The 20,245-nt window shown below is 52.3% G+C and carries 16 protein-coding genes; 11 read left to right on the forward strand and 5 right to left on the reverse strand.

Going from position 1 to position 20,245, the window contains the following annotated elements:
- Positions 1 to 8 precede the first annotated feature (8 nt).
- From ACKU4E_RS02345 to ACKU4E_RS02355, 3 genes are read right to left on the reverse strand one after another with little or no spacing between them, the layout of a single operon-like run.
- Entirely contained in the window at positions 9 to 1,013 is a 1,005-nt protein-coding gene (locus tag ACKU4E_RS02345) for an ATP-binding cassette domain-containing protein (RefSeq protein ID WP_320169481.1), read from the reverse strand.
- Entirely contained in the window at positions 1,013 to 1,702 is a 690-nt protein-coding gene (locus tag ACKU4E_RS02350; RefSeq protein ID WP_320169482.1) for a GTP-binding protein, read from the reverse strand. Before ACKU4E_RS02350 ends, ACKU4E_RS02345 begins: the two co-directional genes overlap by 1 nt.
- Positions 1,699 to 2,946 carry an ABC transporter substrate-binding protein gene (locus ACKU4E_RS02355; protein WP_320169483.1) on the reverse strand — a complete coding sequence of 416 codons (1,248 nt, stop codon included), beginning with the start codon at positions 2,944 to 2,946 and terminating at the stop codon, positions 1,699 to 1,701. The genes ACKU4E_RS02350 and ACKU4E_RS02355 overlap by 4 nt, the downstream gene beginning before the upstream one ends.
- Before the next feature lie 373 nt (positions 2,947 to 3,319).
- Between ACKU4E_RS02355 and ACKU4E_RS02360 the strand changes: the two genes are divergently transcribed.
- From ACKU4E_RS02360 to ACKU4E_RS02395, 8 genes are all read left to right on the forward strand, one after another.
- Positions 3,320 to 5,056 (forward strand): sigma 54-interacting transcriptional regulator, encoded by a 1,737-nt coding sequence (locus tag ACKU4E_RS02360; protein ID WP_320169484.1) that lies wholly within the window; start codon positions 3,320 to 3,322, stop codon positions 5,054 to 5,056.
- A 306-nt stretch (positions 5,057 to 5,362) separates the two neighbouring features.
- The gene (gabT, locus tag ACKU4E_RS02365; RefSeq protein ID WP_320169485.1) at positions 5,363 to 6,658 is read left to right on the forward strand and encodes a 4-aminobutyrate--2-oxoglutarate transaminase; all 1,296 of its coding nucleotides are present in this window, start codon (positions 5,363 to 5,365) and stop codon (positions 6,656 to 6,658) included.
- A gap of 255 nt (positions 6,659 to 6,913) precedes the next feature.
- On the forward strand, positions 6,914 to 8,119 hold the full coding sequence (locus tag ACKU4E_RS02370; protein ID WP_320172608.1) for an ABC transporter substrate-binding protein: 1,206 nt from the start codon (positions 6,914 to 6,916) through the stop codon (positions 8,117 to 8,119).
- Positions 8,120 to 8,203: 84 nt separating this feature from the next.
- The gene (locus tag ACKU4E_RS02375; protein WP_320169486.1) at positions 8,204 to 9,097 is read left to right on the forward strand and encodes a branched-chain amino acid ABC transporter permease; all 894 of its coding nucleotides are present in this window, start codon (positions 8,204 to 8,206) and stop codon (positions 9,095 to 9,097) included.
- Positions 9,098 to 9,104: 7 nt separating this feature from the next.
- Positions 9,105 to 10,142 (forward strand): branched-chain amino acid ABC transporter permease, encoded by a 1,038-nt coding sequence (locus ACKU4E_RS02380; protein WP_320169487.1) that lies wholly within the window; start codon positions 9,105 to 9,107, stop codon positions 10,140 to 10,142.
- Positions 10,129 to 10,854, forward strand: coding sequence for an ABC transporter ATP-binding protein (locus ACKU4E_RS02385; protein ID WP_320169488.1), 726 nt, complete (start codon positions 10,129 to 10,131; stop codon positions 10,852 to 10,854). Before ACKU4E_RS02380 ends, ACKU4E_RS02385 begins: the two co-directional genes overlap by 14 nt.
- Positions 10,841 to 11,551: an ABC transporter ATP-binding protein gene (locus tag ACKU4E_RS02390; protein ID WP_320169489.1), complete on the forward strand. Its 711-nt coding sequence runs from the start codon at positions 10,841 to 10,843 to the stop codon at positions 11,549 to 11,551. Before ACKU4E_RS02385 ends, ACKU4E_RS02390 begins: the two co-directional genes overlap by 14 nt.
- Positions 11,552 to 11,795: 244 nt before the next feature.
- A complete protein-coding gene (locus ACKU4E_RS02395; protein WP_320169490.1) occupies positions 11,796 to 13,160 on the forward strand; it encodes an NAD-dependent succinate-semialdehyde dehydrogenase in 1,365 nt (454 codons plus the stop codon).
- 184 nt (positions 13,161 to 13,344) lie between these two features.
- Here the strand turns inward: ACKU4E_RS02395 and ACKU4E_RS02400 are convergent, their stop codons facing one another.
- Both ACKU4E_RS02400 and ACKU4E_RS02405 read right to left on the reverse strand, forming a co-directional pair.
- Positions 13,345 to 14,697 carry a HAMP domain-containing sensor histidine kinase gene (locus ACKU4E_RS02400; protein ID WP_320169491.1) on the reverse strand — a complete coding sequence of 451 codons (1,353 nt, stop codon included), beginning with the start codon at positions 14,695 to 14,697 and terminating at the stop codon, positions 13,345 to 13,347.
- On the reverse strand, positions 14,688 to 15,386 hold the full coding sequence (locus ACKU4E_RS02405) for a response regulator transcription factor (RefSeq protein ID WP_320169492.1): 699 nt from the start codon (positions 15,384 to 15,386) through the stop codon (positions 14,688 to 14,690). The genes ACKU4E_RS02400 and ACKU4E_RS02405 overlap by 10 nt, the downstream gene beginning before the upstream one ends.
- Before the next feature lie 214 nt (positions 15,387 to 15,600).
- Between ACKU4E_RS02405 and ACKU4E_RS02410 the strand changes: the two genes are divergently transcribed.
- The 3 genes from ACKU4E_RS02410 to ACKU4E_RS02420 are packed head-to-tail and all read left to right on the forward strand — an operon-like array spanning position 15,601 to position 20,144.
- The gene (locus ACKU4E_RS02410) at positions 15,601 to 16,785 is read left to right on the forward strand and encodes an efflux RND transporter periplasmic adaptor subunit (RefSeq protein ID WP_320169493.1); all 1,185 of its coding nucleotides are present in this window, start codon (positions 15,601 to 15,603) and stop codon (positions 16,783 to 16,785) included.
- A 2-nt stretch (positions 16,786 to 16,787) separates the two neighbouring features.
- Positions 16,788 to 18,734, forward strand: a complete 1,947-nt coding sequence (locus ACKU4E_RS02415; RefSeq protein WP_320169494.1) for a MacB family efflux pump subunit — start codon at positions 16,788 to 16,790, stop codon at positions 18,732 to 18,734.
- Between the two features lie 48 nt (positions 18,735 to 18,782).
- Positions 18,783 to 20,144: an efflux transporter outer membrane subunit gene (locus ACKU4E_RS02420; RefSeq protein ID WP_320169495.1), complete on the forward strand. Its 1,362-nt coding sequence runs from the start codon at positions 18,783 to 18,785 to the stop codon at positions 20,142 to 20,144.
- Positions 20,145 to 20,245: the final 101 nt, after the last annotated feature.

Genomic DNA, 20,245 nt, shown 5'->3' on the forward strand with positions numbered 1-20,245 from the left:
ATACTTCGCTAATCCCACCCGCAAATAAGTTCGCCCCTGCGCAGGCGGGTGCGGAGCTGCATCAGGGTGTCATCAAGCTTTTTGAGTTCAACCAGTCTGGATTTTTCTTCGCTTGTGGTTGAAATAGTTTTTTCAATTCCCCCGTTGCGGATAATGATTCTTTGATCCGCGCTGAGGGCCAGAAAAGGATCGTGCGTAGCTATCAGCACTATCTTGTTGTTATCCACGAGCAGTTCAAGGGCTTTTTTCTTGTCCACGCCTGCATTTTCTATCTCGTCAATGAGGATGATCGGGGCCTGACTCAGCAGGGCTGTGTCGGCAATCATCAGGGCTCTGCTCTGTCCGCCAGAAAGCTGGGTGATGGGAGTTGTCTTTGAAAAAGGTTCTCCTGCAAGCTCGTTGGCTTTTTTGAAAATATTTTCAACAAGAAGCCCTATGTTCTCCACCATTCTGCTTTCTGCGTGCATCATGAGAAAATCCTGAACAGAGAGATCCATAACGAAATTCATGTTTTGGGATAGCTGAGCTATCAGCCTTCCATCGTTGGAAAAGCGTGTCTCGTAAGACGGCACCCTCTCGTCCACGAGGATTTTCCGTTTGGTCGGAGTATCCGCCTGGGCCAGACATTCTATGTCCTCCAGAAGTCTGCTTTTGCCGGAACCGGTAGGGCCGACAATGGCTGTGACCATTCCCTGCCTGAGTATAACTTCACCGGTTTCCGGTTCACCTGCTTTATCGTAACCCGGAAGAATTGTAATGGATCTTATCCGGTTGGCCCCGTTATCCCCAAGTGCGCTCATTTCCTGTATGAACAGGAAAAAGTCTTCCGAAAAACCGGCCGGGGAAGATCCTGTATCAGCGTAAAATTCATCGCTCAGCGAACTGCAAAGCTCGGCAAAGGAGTTTTCCAGCCATGCTGAATGGTCAATGGAGTGGGCGGAAAAGAAATCTTCGACCCAGGGAAAACGATCCAGAAGTTCCCTGATTTTCAGTTCTGACAACTTATTTTTCATTATCCGTTAAAATCCATGAGTTTTGAAATTCCGATCTGTTTGTCTTCGCCGATAATCCGCTCGCCAAGGCAATAGGAGCAGAGCGCTCCGGGCATGGTAAAACGCAGGGTTGCGCCGCTTAAGGATTGCAGCTGTTCCGTCTTTTCAAAGGCTTTTTTCAGAAAGAAACTGCCTTGCCCCGTTACCCCGTTGAATTGGATGATCTTTGCGCGGGGATTAACCTGCCGGACCCTGAACGCGAAAACATCACGTTCGGCCTGGGATACGATGTCTCCTTTGGTGATCACGACAATATCCGCAGACTTAAGCATCGGGCCGATTTTTTTGGGTGTATTGACTCCGCTCAGGTTGTCGATGACGCAAATCGCAAGGACGTTTTTTATGTGCGGGGAACAGCGGTTGCAAAGTCCTGCACTTTCGGTGACAAGATAATCAAACTGCCCCTTTTGCGCCCATTCGAAGGCGGCCTTTATGTTGCTCACATAAAAATGATCGGGACACAGGTTTCCGGACAGCCCTGTTTTAACGGGAATTCCTTTTGCGTGGTAGACGAACTGATCCTGCGCCGAAAGGCAGTCGAACTTTACAACCCCGCATTTCTGCTGGTCCCGTTGCAGTTCTTCGATGGTCCTTGCGATAACGCTGGTCTTGCCCGATGAAGGAGGACCGGAAACCGTTACAAACCTCATACGAATCCCCCGGTTTCCCGGAAAACCTTCATGAAGATCTTTTCAATATCCTTTTTCAACCTGCCGACATCATTTTTTTTCAGAAATTCCCATCCGAGCCAGTACAGATCTTTTATGTGGGAAGTGACATTTTTCACTTCAGGATTTACCGAGGGGAAATATGCGTCCGCGCACAACTGACCGAATTCGGTGCTGCACAGAAAATCCGTGACTTCACTGACCTTTTCCTGCGCAGTTTTTTTGACCAGCATCTGTACCGGGCTGACTATTGCGCCTTCCTTGGGGATGCGGATGGAAATGCGTTCCTTGTTCTTGACCTTCTGCGCAAAGAAGTAGGGCATTATATACAGTGACGCGACATCTGGCTTTCCGCTGTCGATCATTTTCACCATTTCGGAAGGGTGGACTCCGGTTCTGACCGAACGGGCCAGCTCGGCAACACCCTCGTTTCCGAACATGGAGTAAAACGGCAGCAGAACCCCGTTGCAGAAAAATTCGGCCTGTCCCCGCATGACAACGTCATTTTTGAATTCCGGACGCATGATGTCCTTCCACGATTCAATGGTTGGTTTTCCTGCAAGCTGTTCGTCTATTGAAACCAGCACGAGAAGGTTTGCCGAAAGCATGGTGAATTGGCGGTCTGTATCGTCAAAATCGATATTCTCGAAGTCCGCGTTGATTTTTTCAGGAAGAAGATCGACAAATCCTTCCTTTACCAGAAAGTGCTCCCGGAATGGAGCATGGTAAAAGCTGTTTATATCCGAACTGATAATTACATCCGGCAGTTCATCGAAGGATTCTACCGAGTCGATATACTGATAGTATGAAAGTTCGTGGTTAACGTTCCCTTCCAGCAGATATTTAAGGGAATTGCCGTGTTTCTCATTATACTCCAGACTGAAGGCATCGAATGCCCGTGAAAAAGGCATTTTCAGGCCGCAGGGCAGCAGGGCCAACAGTGTCAGGTCTTTCTGACGTTCCGGGTTTTCTGCCAGTGTGAAATCGCTGCTTCTGCCTTCTTTTTCTATGCTCTCATTAAGAGCATCAATGAACATTTCCCGGTTGATTCCCAGCATGGTCAGGGGTGTTTTCAGTTTCAGGAGCGGTCCGAGTTTTTCCAGTATCTCCTGTTGTTCGAATTTTCCCAGCCCATACTCCCTGAACAGAGAAATAAGGTGGGGGTGGGCGGTCAGTATTTCATGAATACTCATGTTCTCATTTATTATCGAGGATGGTGATTCCATATAATCTCCTGGTGCTTTGGCTGATTATAGGCCGATTACCTATCTCTGAACAGAGCGGAATGCGGCGAAATTTCTATTGTCATGAGAAAACGGCACACGTTTTTATCAGGAATGAGTCGGCAGTTGCTGCCGCAAACTCAAATGGTTCCATTTGCATGAGCCGGTATAGGAAACGCCGGGTGGCGGTGATAACCAGTCAGAACCGTATCGCTTTTTGTGGTAAGTGTAAAATTTGTTATTTAAGCAGTCCATTATTCTGTGGATGGTGAAAATTACGACATAATTGTCTAAAATTTAAAAAGATTGCAAATGTGAAGCAGATGGCACAGACTGAATGATATTTCAACCGAATAAAACTTCCGAGAGTAGCCCTATGCAGCTTGAGTTGCTCCAGCAGATTCTTAATTGTGTCAGCTATGCTATTGTAGTGGTCGATAAGGACTGTACTGTAATAAGCATGAACAATGTTGCGCTTGAATTCCTGAAACGCCGGGACCGTGCAACAAGTATAGGTATTGAGGTAAAGGAGATACTGCCTATCGCGACACCGTTTATACGTAAAGGGCTTGTCTCCGCTGAATTCCGCAGGGGAGAGGGCAGGATCGTCAAGAAGGGGCGGGAACTCTTTTTCGAGATAACTCCGCTGATGGTCAAGGGCGAGCTTGAGGGTGCGGTGGTCAGTCTGCAGAAGCCTTCCAGATATGAGGAGCTGGCGGTCGAGCTGAGTTCCTTTCAGGAAATGGCCATTACGCTGCAGGCTATTTTCGACTCTTCCAGCGACGGTATCTGGGTTACAAGCGGCGATGGCGTTGTTACGCAGATAAACAGGGCTTCCGAGCAGTTGAACGGGGTAAAGGCCTCCCGGATTGTCGGAAAGAGTATCAGTGAGGTGGTCGTTACCGGCATGGTTGACGTTTCCGTTTCTCTGGAAGTTTTGGAGAAAAAGCATCAGGTCAGCATGATCCAGAATATTGCCAAGACTGGACGACAGCTGCTTTGTACCGGAACTCCGGTTTTCGATGCCAGCGGCAGTCTTTCCATGGTCGTGGTCAATGAAAGAGACGTTACCGAACTGCTTGATCTGCGTGAGCACCTGAAGACTGCACGGGAAATTACCGAGAAGGCCCGAAAGGAAATAACGAACCTGAACATGCTGGAGTTGGAACAGGGGGCCTTTATTGCCGAGAGCAAATCCATCAACCGGCTGCTGGTCAGCGCTTTGAAACTGGCTCAGCTGGAGGTTTCAGGCATACTTCTTCTGGGCGAGTCCGGTACCGGTAAATCAATGCTGGCAAAGCTGCTTCACCAGCGCAGTCCCCGGTCTTCCGGACCGTTTCTGGCTATCAACTGCGCTGCCGTGCCGGAGCAGCTTTTCGAGGCAGAACTGTTCGGCTATGAGAAAGGGGCTTTTACAGGAGCACGGGAAACCGGCAAGGCCGGTCTGCTGGCTCTGGCTGACGGCGGAACTTTTTTTCTTGATGAAGTCGGCGAGATGTCTCCTTCCATCCAGGCCAAGCTTCTGAAGTGTATCGACGAGAAGGAATTCACCCCTCTGGGCGGTTCAACTCCCAAAAAGATCAACTGCGTGATAATCGCCGCTACCAATAAGAATCTGGAGGATCTGGTCCGAAAACGCCAGTTCCGCAAGGACCTGTATTATCGCCTCAATGTCTTCACGCTTACCATTCCTCCGCTGCGCGAAAGGGCGGAAGATATTTTTGCTTTGGCCACATCTTTTCTGAATAAATACAATGAGCGTTACGATACATTCAAAACACTTTCTCCCAAGAGTTTGAGAATACTGCAGAATTACTCCTTTCCCGGTAATATCAGGGAGCTGGACAGCCTGATAAAGAAGGGGGTTGCAGTTGCCGAGGGTGAACTGCTGGACAGTTATCTTGAGCAGAGTCTTCTGGGCGTGGAGGAAAGCGAGGCCGTGTTTACCAAGGGTATGTCCTTGAACGAGGCTTTGGATAAAGTTGAGAAGGAAATGCTTGTGGAAGCCCGTAAAGCCTGCCTCACGACACGGGATATGGCTGAGTATCTCAAAATAAGTCAGCCTTCAGTCGTACGCAAACTCAAAAAACATGGCTTGGGTAGTTCTTCCTGATCTTGATTCAAATATGAATCAAGATGTCATAATTGCCTAATTTGTTAAGATCCTGATTCTCTCTGCGTTGCGCAATGATTGTTTTTTGCTTTTTTAGTGAAAATCTGTTTTGGTAATCAATCTTGATTCATTTGTGAATCGGAAAACAGGTAAAAACAGCCTTTAAAAGTCTTTGTGATTCATAAATGAATCAAAAACCAATAAATTCGAGAATATATTATCACTAACTAATTGTTTTTACGTGGTTATTTCATGTGGCATGGAAAGTGCTTTATTGTTGCAAACACAAAAAAGGACGGAATACACATGAGTAAATCAGACAAACTGCTTGAAAGAAGAAACAAGGCAGTGGCTCTGGGGGTAGGTAACCTGGGACCGGTATTTGCAGAATGCGCCTCAAACTCTACTATTACTGACGTTGACGGTCAGGAATACATAGACTTTGTCGGCGGAATCGGCGTTAACAACGTCGGGCACTGTAATGAAAAGGTTGTCGCGGCTATCAAGGAACAGGCTGAAAAGCTTGTGCATTCCTGTTTTCATATTGCCATGTACGAACCTTACATCGCGCTGGCCGAAAAGTTGATTGAGATCGCGCCCGGTGATTTCGAGAAAAAGGCTGTCTTGCTTAACAGCGGGGCGGAAGCCGTTGAAAACGCAGTCAAGATCGCGCGTCTGGCCAGCGGAAAAAGCGGGATCGTTGTTTATGAGGGCGGGTTCCACGGACGTACCCTGCTGACCATGAGCATGACCAGCAAGGTCAAGCCCTACAAGTTCCGGTTCGGTCCTTATGCTCCCGAAATTTACAGAATTCCTTATCCTTATTGCTATCGCTGTCCTTACGGCAAGGAATATCCTTCCTGCGACATTTTTTGCGCCGAGCAGTTCAAGAACTGGTTCATCGGCAATGCCGCCCCGGAAAATATCGCCGCGCTTGTTGCGGAACCCATAGCCGGGGAAGGCGGATTCCTCACTCCTCCGCCGGAGTACTTCCCCAGGATGAAGGAAATCTGCGCCGAGAACGGTATCTATTTTGTCGCCGATGAAATTCAGTCCGGAGGCGGGCGTACCGGAAAGATGTGCGCTATCGAGCACTGGGGCGTTGAGCCCGATCTCATGACCATGGCCAAAAGTATCGGCGGCGGAATGCCTATCTCCGCTGTTGTGGGTCGGAAAGAGATCATGGACGCCGTCCATCCCGGAGGACTGGGCGGAACCTACGGCGGGAACCCTGTTTCCTGCGCCGCAGCCCTTGCCGCTCTGGAATCACTCGAAGACGGAATTCTGGAACAGGGAGCCGCTCTGGGCGAAAAGCTCAAGGAAACCTTCCTGCTCTGGAAAGAAAAGTATTCCATTATCGGTGAAGTACGCGGACTGGGTGCGATGATTGCCATCGAGATCGTTTCCGACAAGGAAAGCAAAAAGCCGGCTGCGGACATCACCAAGAAGATTGTCGGTGATGTTCTGAAGAAGAACCTTCTGCTGCTCGCCTGCGGTAACTACGGAAACGTGCTCAGAGTGCTTGTTCCGCTGACCATAGATGACGAGACCCTTGAAAAAGGTGTGGCGATTCTTGAAGAGGCCATTGCTTCGTATTGTTAGTACGTAATTGTTTATATCAACTTAATGACATTTTGCCATGCAAAGTGGCGAAGCCGTATTAAAAAAGTTTGGGAATCTTAAACCCTTTTCAAAGGGTTTAAGGCCCCCGGCAGGGTCGCCGAAGGCCTTTTCTGACTAGGTATTTGCCGGTCATTTATACAGAGTATCGACAAGCAGAATTCTCTGCTCAACATAAACCATAAACCAGACGAGGAGAAAAATATGAAATTCTTCAACTCAGTAGTCGGCGCAGTTATGTTCTGTGCACTGGTCTTGGGTTTCAGTTCTTTCGCCCTTGCGGCGGACACCGTCAAGGTTGGTAACATTCTTCCGCTTTCGGGCCCTTCCGCAGCGGTGGGCCAGCAGGGTAAACAGGCAAGGGAAATGGCCGTTGAGGAAATCAACGCTGCCGGGGGTATCAAATCTCTGGGCGGGGCAAAGCTTGAAATGCTTTATGCCGACTCCAAGAGCGACCCCAACGTAGGTGTTACCGAAGCCGAGCGCTTCATCAACACTGAAAAGGTCAACGTGCTTACAGGCTGCTGGAACTCCGGCGTTACCTATCCTGCAAGCGCCGTTGCCGAGCGTTACGGCATTCCTTTCATTGTTCCGGTTTCTGTAAGGGACACCATCACCGAACGCGGCTTTAAGAATGTGTTCCGCATCGCTGCCAAGGATTCCTGGTGGGCTCGTGACCAGTTTGCATTCCTCAAGGATATGTCCAAGGAATTCAATACCGAACTCAAGACAGTGGCCATGGTCTATGAAAACGGCGACTGGGGCACCGGCCTTGCTGCACAGTGGAAAAAACTTATTGAAAAAGACGGATACAAGGTCGTTCTTGACGAACCGTATCCCTCCAGCGCCACCGATCTGACTCCGGTTATCAACAAGATCCGCCGTGCCAGACCCGATGTGCTCCTGCTCGTTTCAAACGCTGCCGACGCAATTCTTCTGACCAACACCATGGCCAACTACCGTGTACGTCCCAAAGTTATCCTCGGAACCGGCGGCGGCCATGCCGACCCGACCTTCCTGAGCGGAACCGGTGACAACGCCCGTTACATCTTCGATATCGTTGAGTGGGAAACCGACGTCAACAAGCCCGGAGTCAAGGAAACCAACGAAAAATACAAAGCCAAGTACGGCAACAACCTTACCGGTGAAGCCGTTGATGCTTACGTATCCGTATATGTTCTGGCTGACGCTCTTGAAAGGGCCGGTTCCACCGATCCTGCCAAGCTTCGCGAGGCTCTGGCCGCAACCGACCTGAAAACAGGTCCTGCCGCCATTGTTTCCTACGATGCCATCGAGTTCGATGAGACCGGGCAGAACAAGCACGCTTCTCCTGTAATCGTACAGGTCAACGACATAGGCAAGGGACTTGAGCGCATCACCATCTGGCCCAAGTCCGCACGCCGTTCCGGCTATACCCCCGTCTTCCCCATTCCCAAAAAGTAGTAACAACCGCGGAGCGGGCCAAGTGTCCGCTCCGCAATAGAAACCGGTCCCTCCAATCAAATAATCAATCCACTGGCGGTTTTTATGGATTTTGTATTTATCTTACAGGACATTATCAGCGGAATCCTCATGGGCTCCATCTACGGTCTGATCGCTCTGGGGCTGACCCTTGTCTTCGGTGTGCTCAAGGTTATCAACTTCGCTCACGGATCATTCCTGATGGTGGGCATGTATGTATCCTACTGGGCCGTAGCCCTGACCGGGCTGCACCCCTATCTGGCCCTGTGCATAGTTGTTCCTGTCATGTTCTTTTTCGGCTATTACCTGCAGAATTTCCTGATCAAGCCCATCTTTGTGGCCGAGAAGGATGTTCGCGAACCTACCACAGTCATCATCGTGACCACCGGGGTCTGGTACATGCTTGATAACCTGACCCTACTCCTCTTCGGTCCCGACTACAGAGCACTGGCCCCCAACCCCCTGAAAGGGCAGATGCTGGAATTCGGGGAGATATTCATCTCCGTGCCCAAACTGTGCGGATTCCTTATTTCAATCGGAACCGCCGTTGCTCTCTACATTTTTCTGCAGAAGACCCGTACAGGACGTGCCATCAGGGCAACCAGCCTTGATCGTGACGCGGCCTCGCTCATGGGCATCAACCAGTGGAAGATTTTCAATGTGGCTTTCGGTATAGGCACCGCCATTGCCGGGATTTCCGGAGTCGTGCTCACCCCGTTCTACAATGTTTATCCCACTGTAGGCGTGCCGTTCGATGTCAAATCCTTTGTCATTGTGGTTCTCGGCGGGCTGGGGTCCATTCCCGGCGCCATCATCGGCGGCATCATCATCGGACTCATTGAATCCATCGGCCCCATGTTCATGACCTCCACCTGGACCGAAGCGATTGTCTACATGCTCTTTCTGCTGGTGCTCTTTGTTAAACCGTCCGGCCTGTTCGGTCAGAAATACGATTGGTAGGAATAATATGACTGAGAAAACCATCAAAAAATACTGTCTGGCCGGTGTGGTGCTTTTTGCCTTTGCCATGCCTCTCTTTGTTCACAGCCCGACTTACCTGCATATTTCGATCATGCTGCTGCTTTTTGCCTACATGACCACAACCTGGAACTTTGTGGGCGGATTCGCGGGCGTACTGCCGCTGGGACATTCCGTTTTCGTCGGCATCGGCGCATATACTTCCACTGTTCTCTGGTTGCAGTATTCCATTTCTCCATGGATAGGTATGCTTGTAGGTGGAGTCGTCTCCGGCATTGTCGGCTTCCTCATCGGCAAACCCACGCTGAAAATGCGCGGGGCCTATTTTGCACTTTCCACCATGGCCTTTGTGGAAGGAGTCAGGGTAGTGGTTGAAAACCTGACCTATATCGGCCCCTTCAAGCTCAACGGGCCCCGAGGTCTGAACATTCCGCCCCTCCCCGGCGGAGAGGGCAGTTTTACCGCCTTTCAGTTCGCCTCCAAGGAACCGTATTATTACATCATCCTGACCATGCTTATCGCCGTGCTGGCCCTTACCTGGTACGTGTCCCGCTCCAAGATGGGATACTACCTCATCGCGGGCGGTGAAGAGCCGGAAGCTGCCGAGGCCCTTGGCATCAATGTTTCCAAGTACAAGGTCCGGGCCATGGTCCTGAGTGCTTTTCTTACCTCGCTGGCCGGAACCTTTCTGGCCCAGCTGACCCTGTTCATTTATCCGAAATCCGTGCTTACTCTGGACCTTTCCTTTGAACTGGCCTTTATCGCCCTTATCGGCGGGCGCGGCTCCATCGCCGGTCCGGTTGTGGGTGCATTGCTGCTGCGTCCGGTCAGTGAATTCAGCCGCATTTACCTGAGTGACTCCCTGCCGGGTATGCACCTGATTCTTTTCGGAGCCATTCTCGTGGTGGTTATGCTGCTTCAGCCCAGCGGGCTTACCGCGCCTCTTACGGCCAAGTTCAACGCACTGGTCAGCAGATTCGCATCTGACGGCAACAAAAATACGGAGACCAGCGATGAGTATGCTTAGATTCGAAGACGTTACCATGCAGTTCGGCGGGCTGACCGCGGTCAACCAGCTTGATCTTGAAATAGGCAAAGGGCAGATACTGGGACTGATCGGTCCGAACGGAGCAGGCAAGTCCACTGTGTTCAACTGTGCGGCAGGTGTTTACAAGCCCACCATGGGCAAAATCTACTTTGACGGCGAGGATATAACCGGGGCCAGACCATGGGATCTCTGCCGCAAGGGGCTGGCCCGCACGTTCCAGATAGTGAAACCGTTCGCCTCAAAGAGCGTTTTATACAACACCACAGTGGCCGCATTCGCCACAACTTCCAGTCATGCAGAAGCCGAATCCATCGCCCTTGATGTACTCAAGGATATGCATCTCGACCACCGCAAGGACGACCTGCCCGGCTCATTGACCATTGCCGACCGCAAGCGTCTTGAAATTGCCAAGGCCATGGCCACAAAACCCAAGCTCCTGCTTCTGGATGAGGTTATGGCCGGTCTGCGTCCTACCGAGGTGGATGAAATTATTGATGTGTTCAAAGGCATACGCGAGAGCGGGGTGACCATTTTCGTCATCGAGCACATCATGCGCGCCATCATGGCTCTTTCTGATGAACTGGCAGTCATCCATTTCGGAACCAAGATTTCGGAAGGAAAACCCGAAGAAGTAGCTCAGGATGAAAATGTGATCAAAGCGTATCTCGGAGGTGACTATGTCGCTTCTTAACATAGACAAAATCAACGTAAGTTACGGTGATGTGCAGGTCATCTTCGACCTCTCCCTGCACGTTAACGAAGGTGAGGTCGTGTCGATCATCGGCGGTAACGGCGCAGGCAAGTCCACCCTGTTGCGGACAATCTCCGGACTTTTGAAGCCCTCCGAGGGCGCGATAAGTTTTTCCGGCGCATCCATTCAGGGGGATACCCCGGAAACAATAGTCGATTCCGGTCTGATTCATGTTCCGGAAGGGCGAAAGCTCTTTTCCCTGATGTCCGTATACGACAACCTGATTGTGGGGGCGTACTGCAAACGTGCCAAGGACCATATCGAAGAATCCCTGCAGGTCGTCTACAAGATGTTCCCGCGGCTGGAAGAGCGCAAGGACCAGCTGGCCATGACTCTTTCCGGCGGGGAGCAGCAGATGGTCGCCATCGGACGCGGCATCATGGCCCGACCCAAGCTGATGATGCTTGACGAACCTTCCCTCGGACTTGCGCCTATTCTAATCAAGGAAATATTCGCCAATGTGCGCAAAATTGCCGATCAGGGCACAACAGTTCTGCTCGTTGAGCAGGATGTCCAGCATTCCCTCTCGCTGTCCGATAGAGGATACGTGCTCGAACACGGACGTGTAGCCATGGAAGGAAGCGCGGTCGATCTGCTAGACAATCCGCACATCAAGACGGCTTATCTGGGAATTTAGGAAGCATTGATTAATTTAACATTTGATGCGCTTCGCGCTTTTGATAATTTGATTTCGCCGCCGGCGGCCAAAGGGGATAATCCCCTTTGGAATCCTTAATTGTTTAAAATTATAGTATTAAAAGCGATTTTCTAATCCAAATGATTTGTGGATCTAAAGCTATAATCATATCCAGATGTGGGTTTCATTAGCTTTTTTCAAAAATCAGCAGTGTATGGTTGAGGCATATAAAAGGAGTTTTTCTATGAGCATACAGAGTTTGAACCCGGCAACCGGGGAAATTGCGGCCTCCTTTGAAGCGTATTCAGAGGGGCAGGTCCAGTCTATACTGGAGAGTGTGGCTGATGCATGGTCCGAGTGGAAGGAGAGAAGTTTTGCCGAGCGCGGTGCGTTGCTGAAAAAAGCGGCCGAGCTTTTGCGTGAACGCAGCGGCATGCTCGCTGAGATAATGGCCGTTGAGATGGGCAAACCGGTCAGGCAGGGTGAAGGCGAGGCCGTAAAATGCGGCACGGTTTGTGACTACTATGCCGACAACGGTGCTGAAATGCTGGCTCCGACTCCTGTGGAAGGCGCGGGCCGCAAGGCGTACATAACCTATCAGCCTCTGGGAACCGTGCTCACGGTCATGCCGTGGAACTTTCCGCTGTGGCAGGTGTTTCGCATTGCCGCTCCCTCACTGATGGCTGGTAACGCGGTGGTCCTGAAACACGCCTCCAATGTTCCGCAGTGCGCTTTGGAAATTGAAAAGATTTTCAGGGACGCCGGTTTTCCGGAGAATATTTTTCGGACCCTTCTGATCGGTGCGCGGCAGGTTGAAGCAGTGCTGGATCACGATTCCGTCTTCGCGGTGAGCCTTACCGGAAGTGAATTTGCCGGGCAGAAGGTGGCCTCGGCTGCGGGGGCACGGCTCAAGAAGTCCGTCATGGAGCTCGGCGGCAGTGATCCTTTCATTGTTCTGGATGATGCGGACATGGATGAAGCTGTCAAAACCGCGATTATCTCCAGATGCAGTAATACCGGCCAGACCTGTATAGCGGCCAAGCGTTTCATCGTCATGGACGGTGTTTACGACGAATTCCTTTCCCGCATGTCCGCAGCCATGGATAAGCTGGTCGTGGGTGATCCGCTTGATCGGGACACGGACATGGGTCCCATGTCATCCGCTAAACTTCGCGAAGAGCTTCAGGAACAGGTCGACCGCTGTGTTGCTGCCGGTGGCTGTGCGGTTCGAGGCGGCAGTATCCCCGAAGGTCCGGGATTCTACTATCCGCCGACAATCGTGGCCGATGTTCCTCCTGCCGCGGACGTCTGCAAAGAGGAACTCTTCGGCCCGGTGGCCATGCTTTTTCGGGTATCATCGGTTGACGAAGCCGTGGAAATTGCCAACGGCACTCCCTTCGGGCTCGGCGGTTCCATCTGGTCAAAGGATGAAGACGGTGCCGAGAAAATCGCGGCCCGAGTCAGGACCGGATGCGTGTTTATCAACAGCCTTGTGCGCAGTGACGTGCATCTGCCCTTCGGCGGAACAGGTATTTCCGGTTACGGACGTGAACTCGGAACCTACGGCATCCGTGAATTTGTCAATGTAAAACCTGTTTGTATCGGCTGATTAGAATAAACGTACAGCCTCTACTGCTTCAAGGAATGACAGGCCTAGCGTTTTCCCATGGTATGCCAGCGGCGAAATCAGATCATTAAAAGTGCGAAGCGCATCAAATCAAATATGCTGGAAGGCCGGTTTCAAAAAATGAAACCGGCCTTTGTTCTTTCTGTTTCGGATAAGAGGAGAGAGCTTACTTTTCAGGCGGTTCCAGCGGCAGGGAGATTGTTATGGTCAGTCCGGAGGGCATGTTGTTGCGTGCACGGATTGTTCCGCCGTGAGCTGCGATGGCTCGTTTTGCAATGGCCAGTCCGAGCCCTGATCCGCGGCCTTTGCTGTTTAGTCTTATGAACGGCTCGAAAATGTGGGCAAGTTTTCCTTCCGGGACTCCCGGTCCATTATCCGAAATCTCTATGGAACAGGAAGTTTTGTTTTGGTCGATAACCACCGAGGCATTGACTGAAGAACCTTCCGGGCTGTGGCGTATTGCATTGCGCAGCACGTTTTCAATGGCCCTGCGCACCAGTTCCGCATCACCTTTTATGGTTGTTCCTTCTCCTGATTCATCTTCGTCCGTCAGGTTCATGGTTAGACTTATTCCGGCCTGTTCGGCCTCAAATCCGGAATTATTCACCACTACGCGGGTAAGTTCCTGTAGATCGAAGTAATCTTCCATGGTTCCGCCGCTTTCCACTCTGGAAAGGGTCAGCAGTTCCCCGACAAGATCATCCATCCTTGCGGATTCCTGTTCTATGCGATCCAGCAGGGCCGGGGTGCGTTCCGGTATCTGCCGGGCCAGACCTACGGCCATGTGGAGTCTGGCCAGTGGTGATCTAAGTTCGTGAGAGACGTCGTGCAGCAGTTGTTCGCGGGATTCTACCAGGATTTGCATGCGTTCCGCCATCTGGTCGAAGTCACGGGCCAGATCGGCTATTTCATCGCGGCGTTTACCCATCATTTCTTTCAGCCTGATATCAAGTATTCCGGATGCCAGCTTTTCGAATCCCATTTTCAGACGCCAGACCGGGGCGGTAAGATACCAGGCCAGCAGGGAACTGAACAGGAGTCCGCCCAGAAGTCCCAGAATCGGGAGTTCAAGAGGAAAACTCAGCGGGCCCGGATTGGGGCGGGGCATCAGGGCTGCGGAGTTGAAATTCAGCCGGATGTGCGAACCGTCCGGCAGGGTTTCCATGCGTGAATAGACCGGACCCTGTTGAAACGGCTCTTCCGCATGCATCCGGGGGGTCTTTTCCATAGGGGGCGGCGGAACGGGCACATCAGCTGGAATCAGCTCGTAGGACAGCCGGAAACGGTCTTTTCCCGGATGATCTCTGAGCATTTCCGCAAGACCGGCCTCTCCCTTATCTTGCAGGACCGTTGCTGCGGAGCTTAGGACTGTTTCGGCAACGGATCGTTCTATTTCCATTTCCCACGGCTGCGGATGGTGAAAGTCGTTCAGGGAAAAGATTATCCAGACTCCTTCCACTATGCATATAAATGTCAGCCAGAAGCTGAACAATATTTTCCAGAATAATCTTAAGCGCATCCGTTTTGTATCCTGTAGCCTATCCCGCGGACGGTCTCTATGGTGATCTCGTTTCCTGCCGCCTTGGCCAGTTTCTGGCGCAGATGGCTCATGTGCACATCCACGCTTCTGTCGTACGGTTCCCGTACTCGTCCGAGTACTTTTTCGGAAAGTTCGTCCTTGGTTACCACACGGTCCCCGAAGCGGATAAGCATTTCCAGACAGTTGAACTCGGAGGCGGTCAGTTCCAGAGGGTTGCCGTCCCAATGGACTGTTCTTTGCGGAATCTGCAGTTTCAGCCGTCCCATGGTGAATTCGTTTCTGCGCCATGTGGGCGCGCTTTTGTCCGTGCGGCGGAGAATCGCTCGCAGTCTGGCGACCAGTTCCCTTGGGTAGCACGGCTTTGGAATGTAGTCGTCTGCGCCCATTTCCAAGCCCAGAATGCGATCAATATGATCGCCCTTGGCTGTGAGCATGATTATGGGAACGCGGCTGGAACGCCTGACCATGCGCAGGACTTCAACTCCATCCCTGTCCGGAAGCATGATGTCCAGTATTATCGCGTCATATGAACCGGACAGGGCCTCTTCGGTCCCTTTTATTCCGTTGTGCACGACTTTTGTATCAAAGCCCTCGGCTTCCAGATATTCGGTCAGCAGGTTTCCAAGGTCTGTATCGTCATCAATAATCAGGATTCGCATATTTTTCATGAGAATGACTTTATACAACTTTCGGCTTTAAGCGAAGGGGCTTAATCCTGATTTACACTCTCTTTACACTTTGTTGCCCTGAAATTAACCCCCGTCCGTTCTTTTATCGGCTATGTGAGAAGCGAGAGAAAGAGGGCTGTAGTCAGCCGCGTTGAATCGGTCCGTATTCCGGAGTGGATACGGACCGGTCCCGTTTGTAATTGCAGGAGCGTAAATGAATAGATTTTTTAAATTGGGCCTGGTCGTTATGCTTATCGGTGTAGGGATCGGGGCGAAGATGGTAATTTTTCCGAAGACTCAGACTGTACAGTATCTGACGGAAAAGGTTTCTACCGGAGATATAAGGGAAACCGTGCTGGCTACGGGTACGCTTGAAGCCTTCAAACAGGTCAGTGTAGGAGCTCAGGCATCCGGACAGGTCAAATCGCTCAAGGTCGCGCTGGGTGATGAGGTCTCCAAAGGTGATCTTATCGCTGAAATCGATGCTCAGTCGCAGAGAAACAATCTGCGTATAGCAGAGGCTGATCTCGCTAATGTCAAGGCTCAGCGGGCGGCCAAAAAGGCAACTCTGCTGCAGGCTGAATCCGAATATAAACGCCAGAAGGGGATGCTCAAACTGAAAGCCACCTCCACGCAGGATTATGAAAGCGCGCTGGCCACCCTGACCGGAACAGAGGCCGATATAGCCGCGCTGGACGCCCAGATCGTGGCCGCCGCCATTGATGTGGATACGGCCCGTGTGGATCTCGGCTATACTTCCATTACCGCTCCCATGGACGGTGTGGTTGTGGCAGTGGTCACCAAGGAAGGGCAGACGGTCAATGCCGCGCAGTCCACTCCGACCATCGTCAAGCTGGCCCAGCTCGACACCATGACCGTCAAGGCGGAGGTGTCGGAGGCCGATGTTGTGCACGTTCATCCCGGCCAGAAGGTATATTTCACCATTCTCGGAGAACCGGACCACAGATATGAGGCCGTACTGCGCAGCATAGAGCCGGCCCCGGATTCCATTGAGGATGATGACAGTTCGGACACCACCAGTTCCGAGGACGAGGCCATCTACTACAATGCCCTTTTTGATGTACCGAACCCGGACCGCAAACTGCGTATCTCCATGACAGCTGAAGTGACCATTGTCCTTGACGAAGCAAAGAACGTGCTGCTGATTCCCGAAGCCGCACTCGGACCTTCAAACGGACAGGGCAAGAGCTCCGTCCGGGTTCTGGGGCCTGATAACAGGGCACAGGAACGGGCGGTCAGCACCGGTTTGAGCGATTCCGTCAACGTGCAGATTCTGGACGGCCTCAAGGACGGCGAACGTGTGATTCTGGGTGAGGCCGACGCACAGGCCGTTGTCGAGGAGGAATCCAATCGCCACCGCCCGCCGATGGGGTTCTGATCATGCCGTTATTGCAGGTTGAAAATCTTCGTAAGGAATACCCGGCTGGCGACAGTATGATGGCCGTGCTCAAGGACATCAACCTGAGCATAGAGGCCGGGGAGATGGTGGCTATTGTCGGTTCTTCCGGCTCGGGCAAATCCACGCTCATGAATATCCTCGGCTGTCTCGACCAGCCTTCCGGCGGATCGTACCGGATCTCCGGACGCGATGTGAGCGAACTGGATGCTGATGAACTGGCCAGACTCAGGCGCGAATATTTCGGATTCATCTTTCAGCGCTATCATCTTCTTCCTTCGCTTACGGCTGCTGGTAATGTAGAAATCCCTGCCGTTTATGCCGGAATGGATTCGGTTTCACGCCGTGACAGGGCTGAACTGCTCCTCTCCAGACTTGGATTGCAGGACCGCATGGACCACCGGCCGGGCCAGCTTTCCGGGGGGCAGCAGCAGCGGGTGAGCATCTCCCGCGCCCTGATGAACGGCGGACAGGTCATACTCGCCGACGAACCCACCGGAGCACTGGACAGCAGCAGCGGCCGGGAAACCATGAATCTGCTTACCGAACTTAACCGCGAGGGGCATACCATTGTCGTGGTCACCCATGACATGGAAGTTGCCGCCTATGCGAACCGGATTATTGAAATCCGTGACGGAGAAATCATCTCCGACCGTTTGACTGCCGATGCCGCGGCTGAATCTGACGGGCAGCCCGGCGATGTTGTTGCAGCCCGAGGGGCCACAGCGGGATGGGCGGCCAAGCTCAATGAACTGCTGCTCATGGCTGTTTCGGCCATGGCTTCGCACAAGCTGCGGACTTTTCTGACCATGCTGGGGATCATAATCGGCATTGCCTCGGTGGTTTCGGTTGTCGCGCTGGGGCAGGGCTCGCAGCAGCGGGTTCTGAAGGACATCAGCGCTATCGGCACAAACGTGATCGACATTTTCCCCGGCGAGGATTTCGGAGATCGTAAATCCGAGAATATTCATACCCTGGTTCCGGCAGATGCCGAGGTTCTCGCCCGGCAGTCCTATGTGGACAGCGTGACCCCTAAGCTCTCCACCACAGTGGAGTTGCGCTATCGCAATATCGATGTTTCGGCTTCGGTAAGCGGGGTGGGGGATCAGTATTTCAGGGTCTACGGCTACGAGATGGCTTCAGGCAAGCCGTTTGACCGGGACATGGTCAAACGAATCAGGCAGGTGGCGGTAATCGACCAGAACACGCGTAAAAGGCTGTTCGGCGATGAACAGGACGTTGTGGGCCGGGTGATCATCCTCGGCAGCGTTCCCTGCCGCATCATCGGAGTTACAAAGAAAAAGCAGGCCATGTTCGGCAACAGCGATTCCCTCAATATCTGGGTTCCGTACACCACGGCCATGCACAGGATTATAGGCCAATCCCATCTGGGCAGCATAACCGTGCGGGTAAAGGACGGAGCGCCCATGCAGGCGGCAGAAAAAGGCATCCAGAAGCTGCTTGTGCGTAGGCACAAGCTCAAGGATTTTTTCATAATGAACACGGATACCATCCGTAAGACCATAGAAAGCACCACGCAGACCATGACGCTGCTGGTCTCAGCCATTGCCGTCATCTCGCTGGTGGTGGGCGGAATCGGAGTAATGAACATCATGCTCGTCTCCGTTACCGAGCGGACTGGAGAAATCGGCGTGCGCATGGCTGTAGGAGCACGCCGCAGCGACATAATGAGCCAGTTTCTCATTGAAGCCGTGCTGGTCTGTCTGCTGGGCGGGGTGCTGGGAATACTGCTGGCCTTTGCCGCGGGATTTTTCATCTCGCACAGCGGCAGCAGTTTCAGCATGGTCTATTCGCCGGTATCAATGGTCCTCGCATTTGTCTGCTCCACACTGATCGGCGTGGTCTTCGGTTACCTTCCGGCCCGCAACGCCGCTCATCTCAATCCGGTTGACGCTCTTGTGCGTGAATAACAGGTAAGGAACAACATGTTACGCATTTTATATATCATTCTAATCACGATGGTACTTAGCAGCTGCGGGTCGCTGCTTCGGACAGACTACACCCCGCCGGAACTCAATGTTCCCAAAGTCTGGAACGGACTCGGCAACGCGACTGCGGAAGCGGCCGGGTGGCCTGACGGTTTCGGCGATCCGGAGCTCTCAAGGCTGGTAAAGCTTGCTCTGGAGCGCAATAATGACCTCGCAGCCGCAGCCTTTCGGGTACGGCAGGCGCAGCTTAAGGCCGGGCTGGCGTACAACGACCAGTTGCCCCAGTTTTCCGGTGATATCAGCGGAAACAACAAGAAGGTTTTTGACGAAAAGGATTGGACCAATTCCTATTCCGCCGGGTTTGATATCAGTTATGAGGCGGACCTGTGGGGCAGATTGTCGCGCACGCACGATTCGGCCGTGTGGGAAGCTGTTGCGACCAATGAAGACCGTCTGAGCACGGCTTTGAGTCTGGTGAGCACCACCATGAAGCTGTACTGGAAAATTGCTTATCACAACGTCCGGTTGAGGCTCAGTCGGCGCAATATCGAATCTTCGGAAGAAACTCTTGGGCTGATGGAGGCGCAGAGACGATACGGCGCGGCCACGGACCTTGAGGTTAATGAAGCCCTTCAGGATCTGGCCAGTCTGCGGGCCGAGCACTGGAGCATAGTGCAGGAACGGCAGGAGGATATAAATGCTCTGGCCGTGCTTTTCGATATGCCTCCGGGCAAGATCATGGCCGACCCCCAGAAATTGATAAACACCGACCTTCCGGTAATTCCGGCCGGTCTTCCGGCGGACATTCTCGCCCGCAGACCGGATTTGCGTGCCGCGGAAACGCGGCTGCGCGAACTGCTGGCCAATACCGACGTTGCACGGGCGAATTTTTATCCCACCTTATCGCTTACCGGAACTCTGGGAAGTTCCAGCACCGAGCTTGCCAACCTGCTGGACAATCCCTTTGCCGCACTGGCCTCAAACATCACCTTTCCTTTCCTGAACTGGCACAAGCTTGAGCTCAGTCTGGATGAATCAAAGGCGGAATATGATGAGGCTGTGGTCAATTTCCGGCAGACTTTTTATGAGGCGATGAAAGATGTGGAGAACGCTCTTTCCAACCGCGATAATCTGGTCAGACAGGGGAATCGGCTTACCGACAGCCTGATTGCCGCCCGCAAGGTGGAAAATATTTATGAGGTCCGCTACAAATCCGGAGCAGGGACTTTGAAGGACTGGCTTGATGCTCAGGATACCCGGCGCAAGGCTGAAGCATCCGTTGCCGAGAATCTTTACAACCGTCTGGTCAACCATGTGACTTTATACGAAGCCCTTGGCGGTGATCCTACAGGGAAGGATATTGCTGTCCCTAAAGACGAGGAGCAGGGGTAAGTCCTATTTCCGGAGATTGGCGCCAGTGGAATATGGAGGCTTGGAATAAGTTTTCTTTGCGAGCGGAACGAAAAAAAAGAGACCGGAATCCGTGCGTTTTT

The sequence above is a fragment of the Maridesulfovibrio sp. genome (assembly GCF_963677005.1).
Taxonomy (GTDB): Bacteria; Desulfobacterota; Desulfovibrionia; order Desulfovibrionales; family Desulfovibrionaceae; genus Maridesulfovibrio.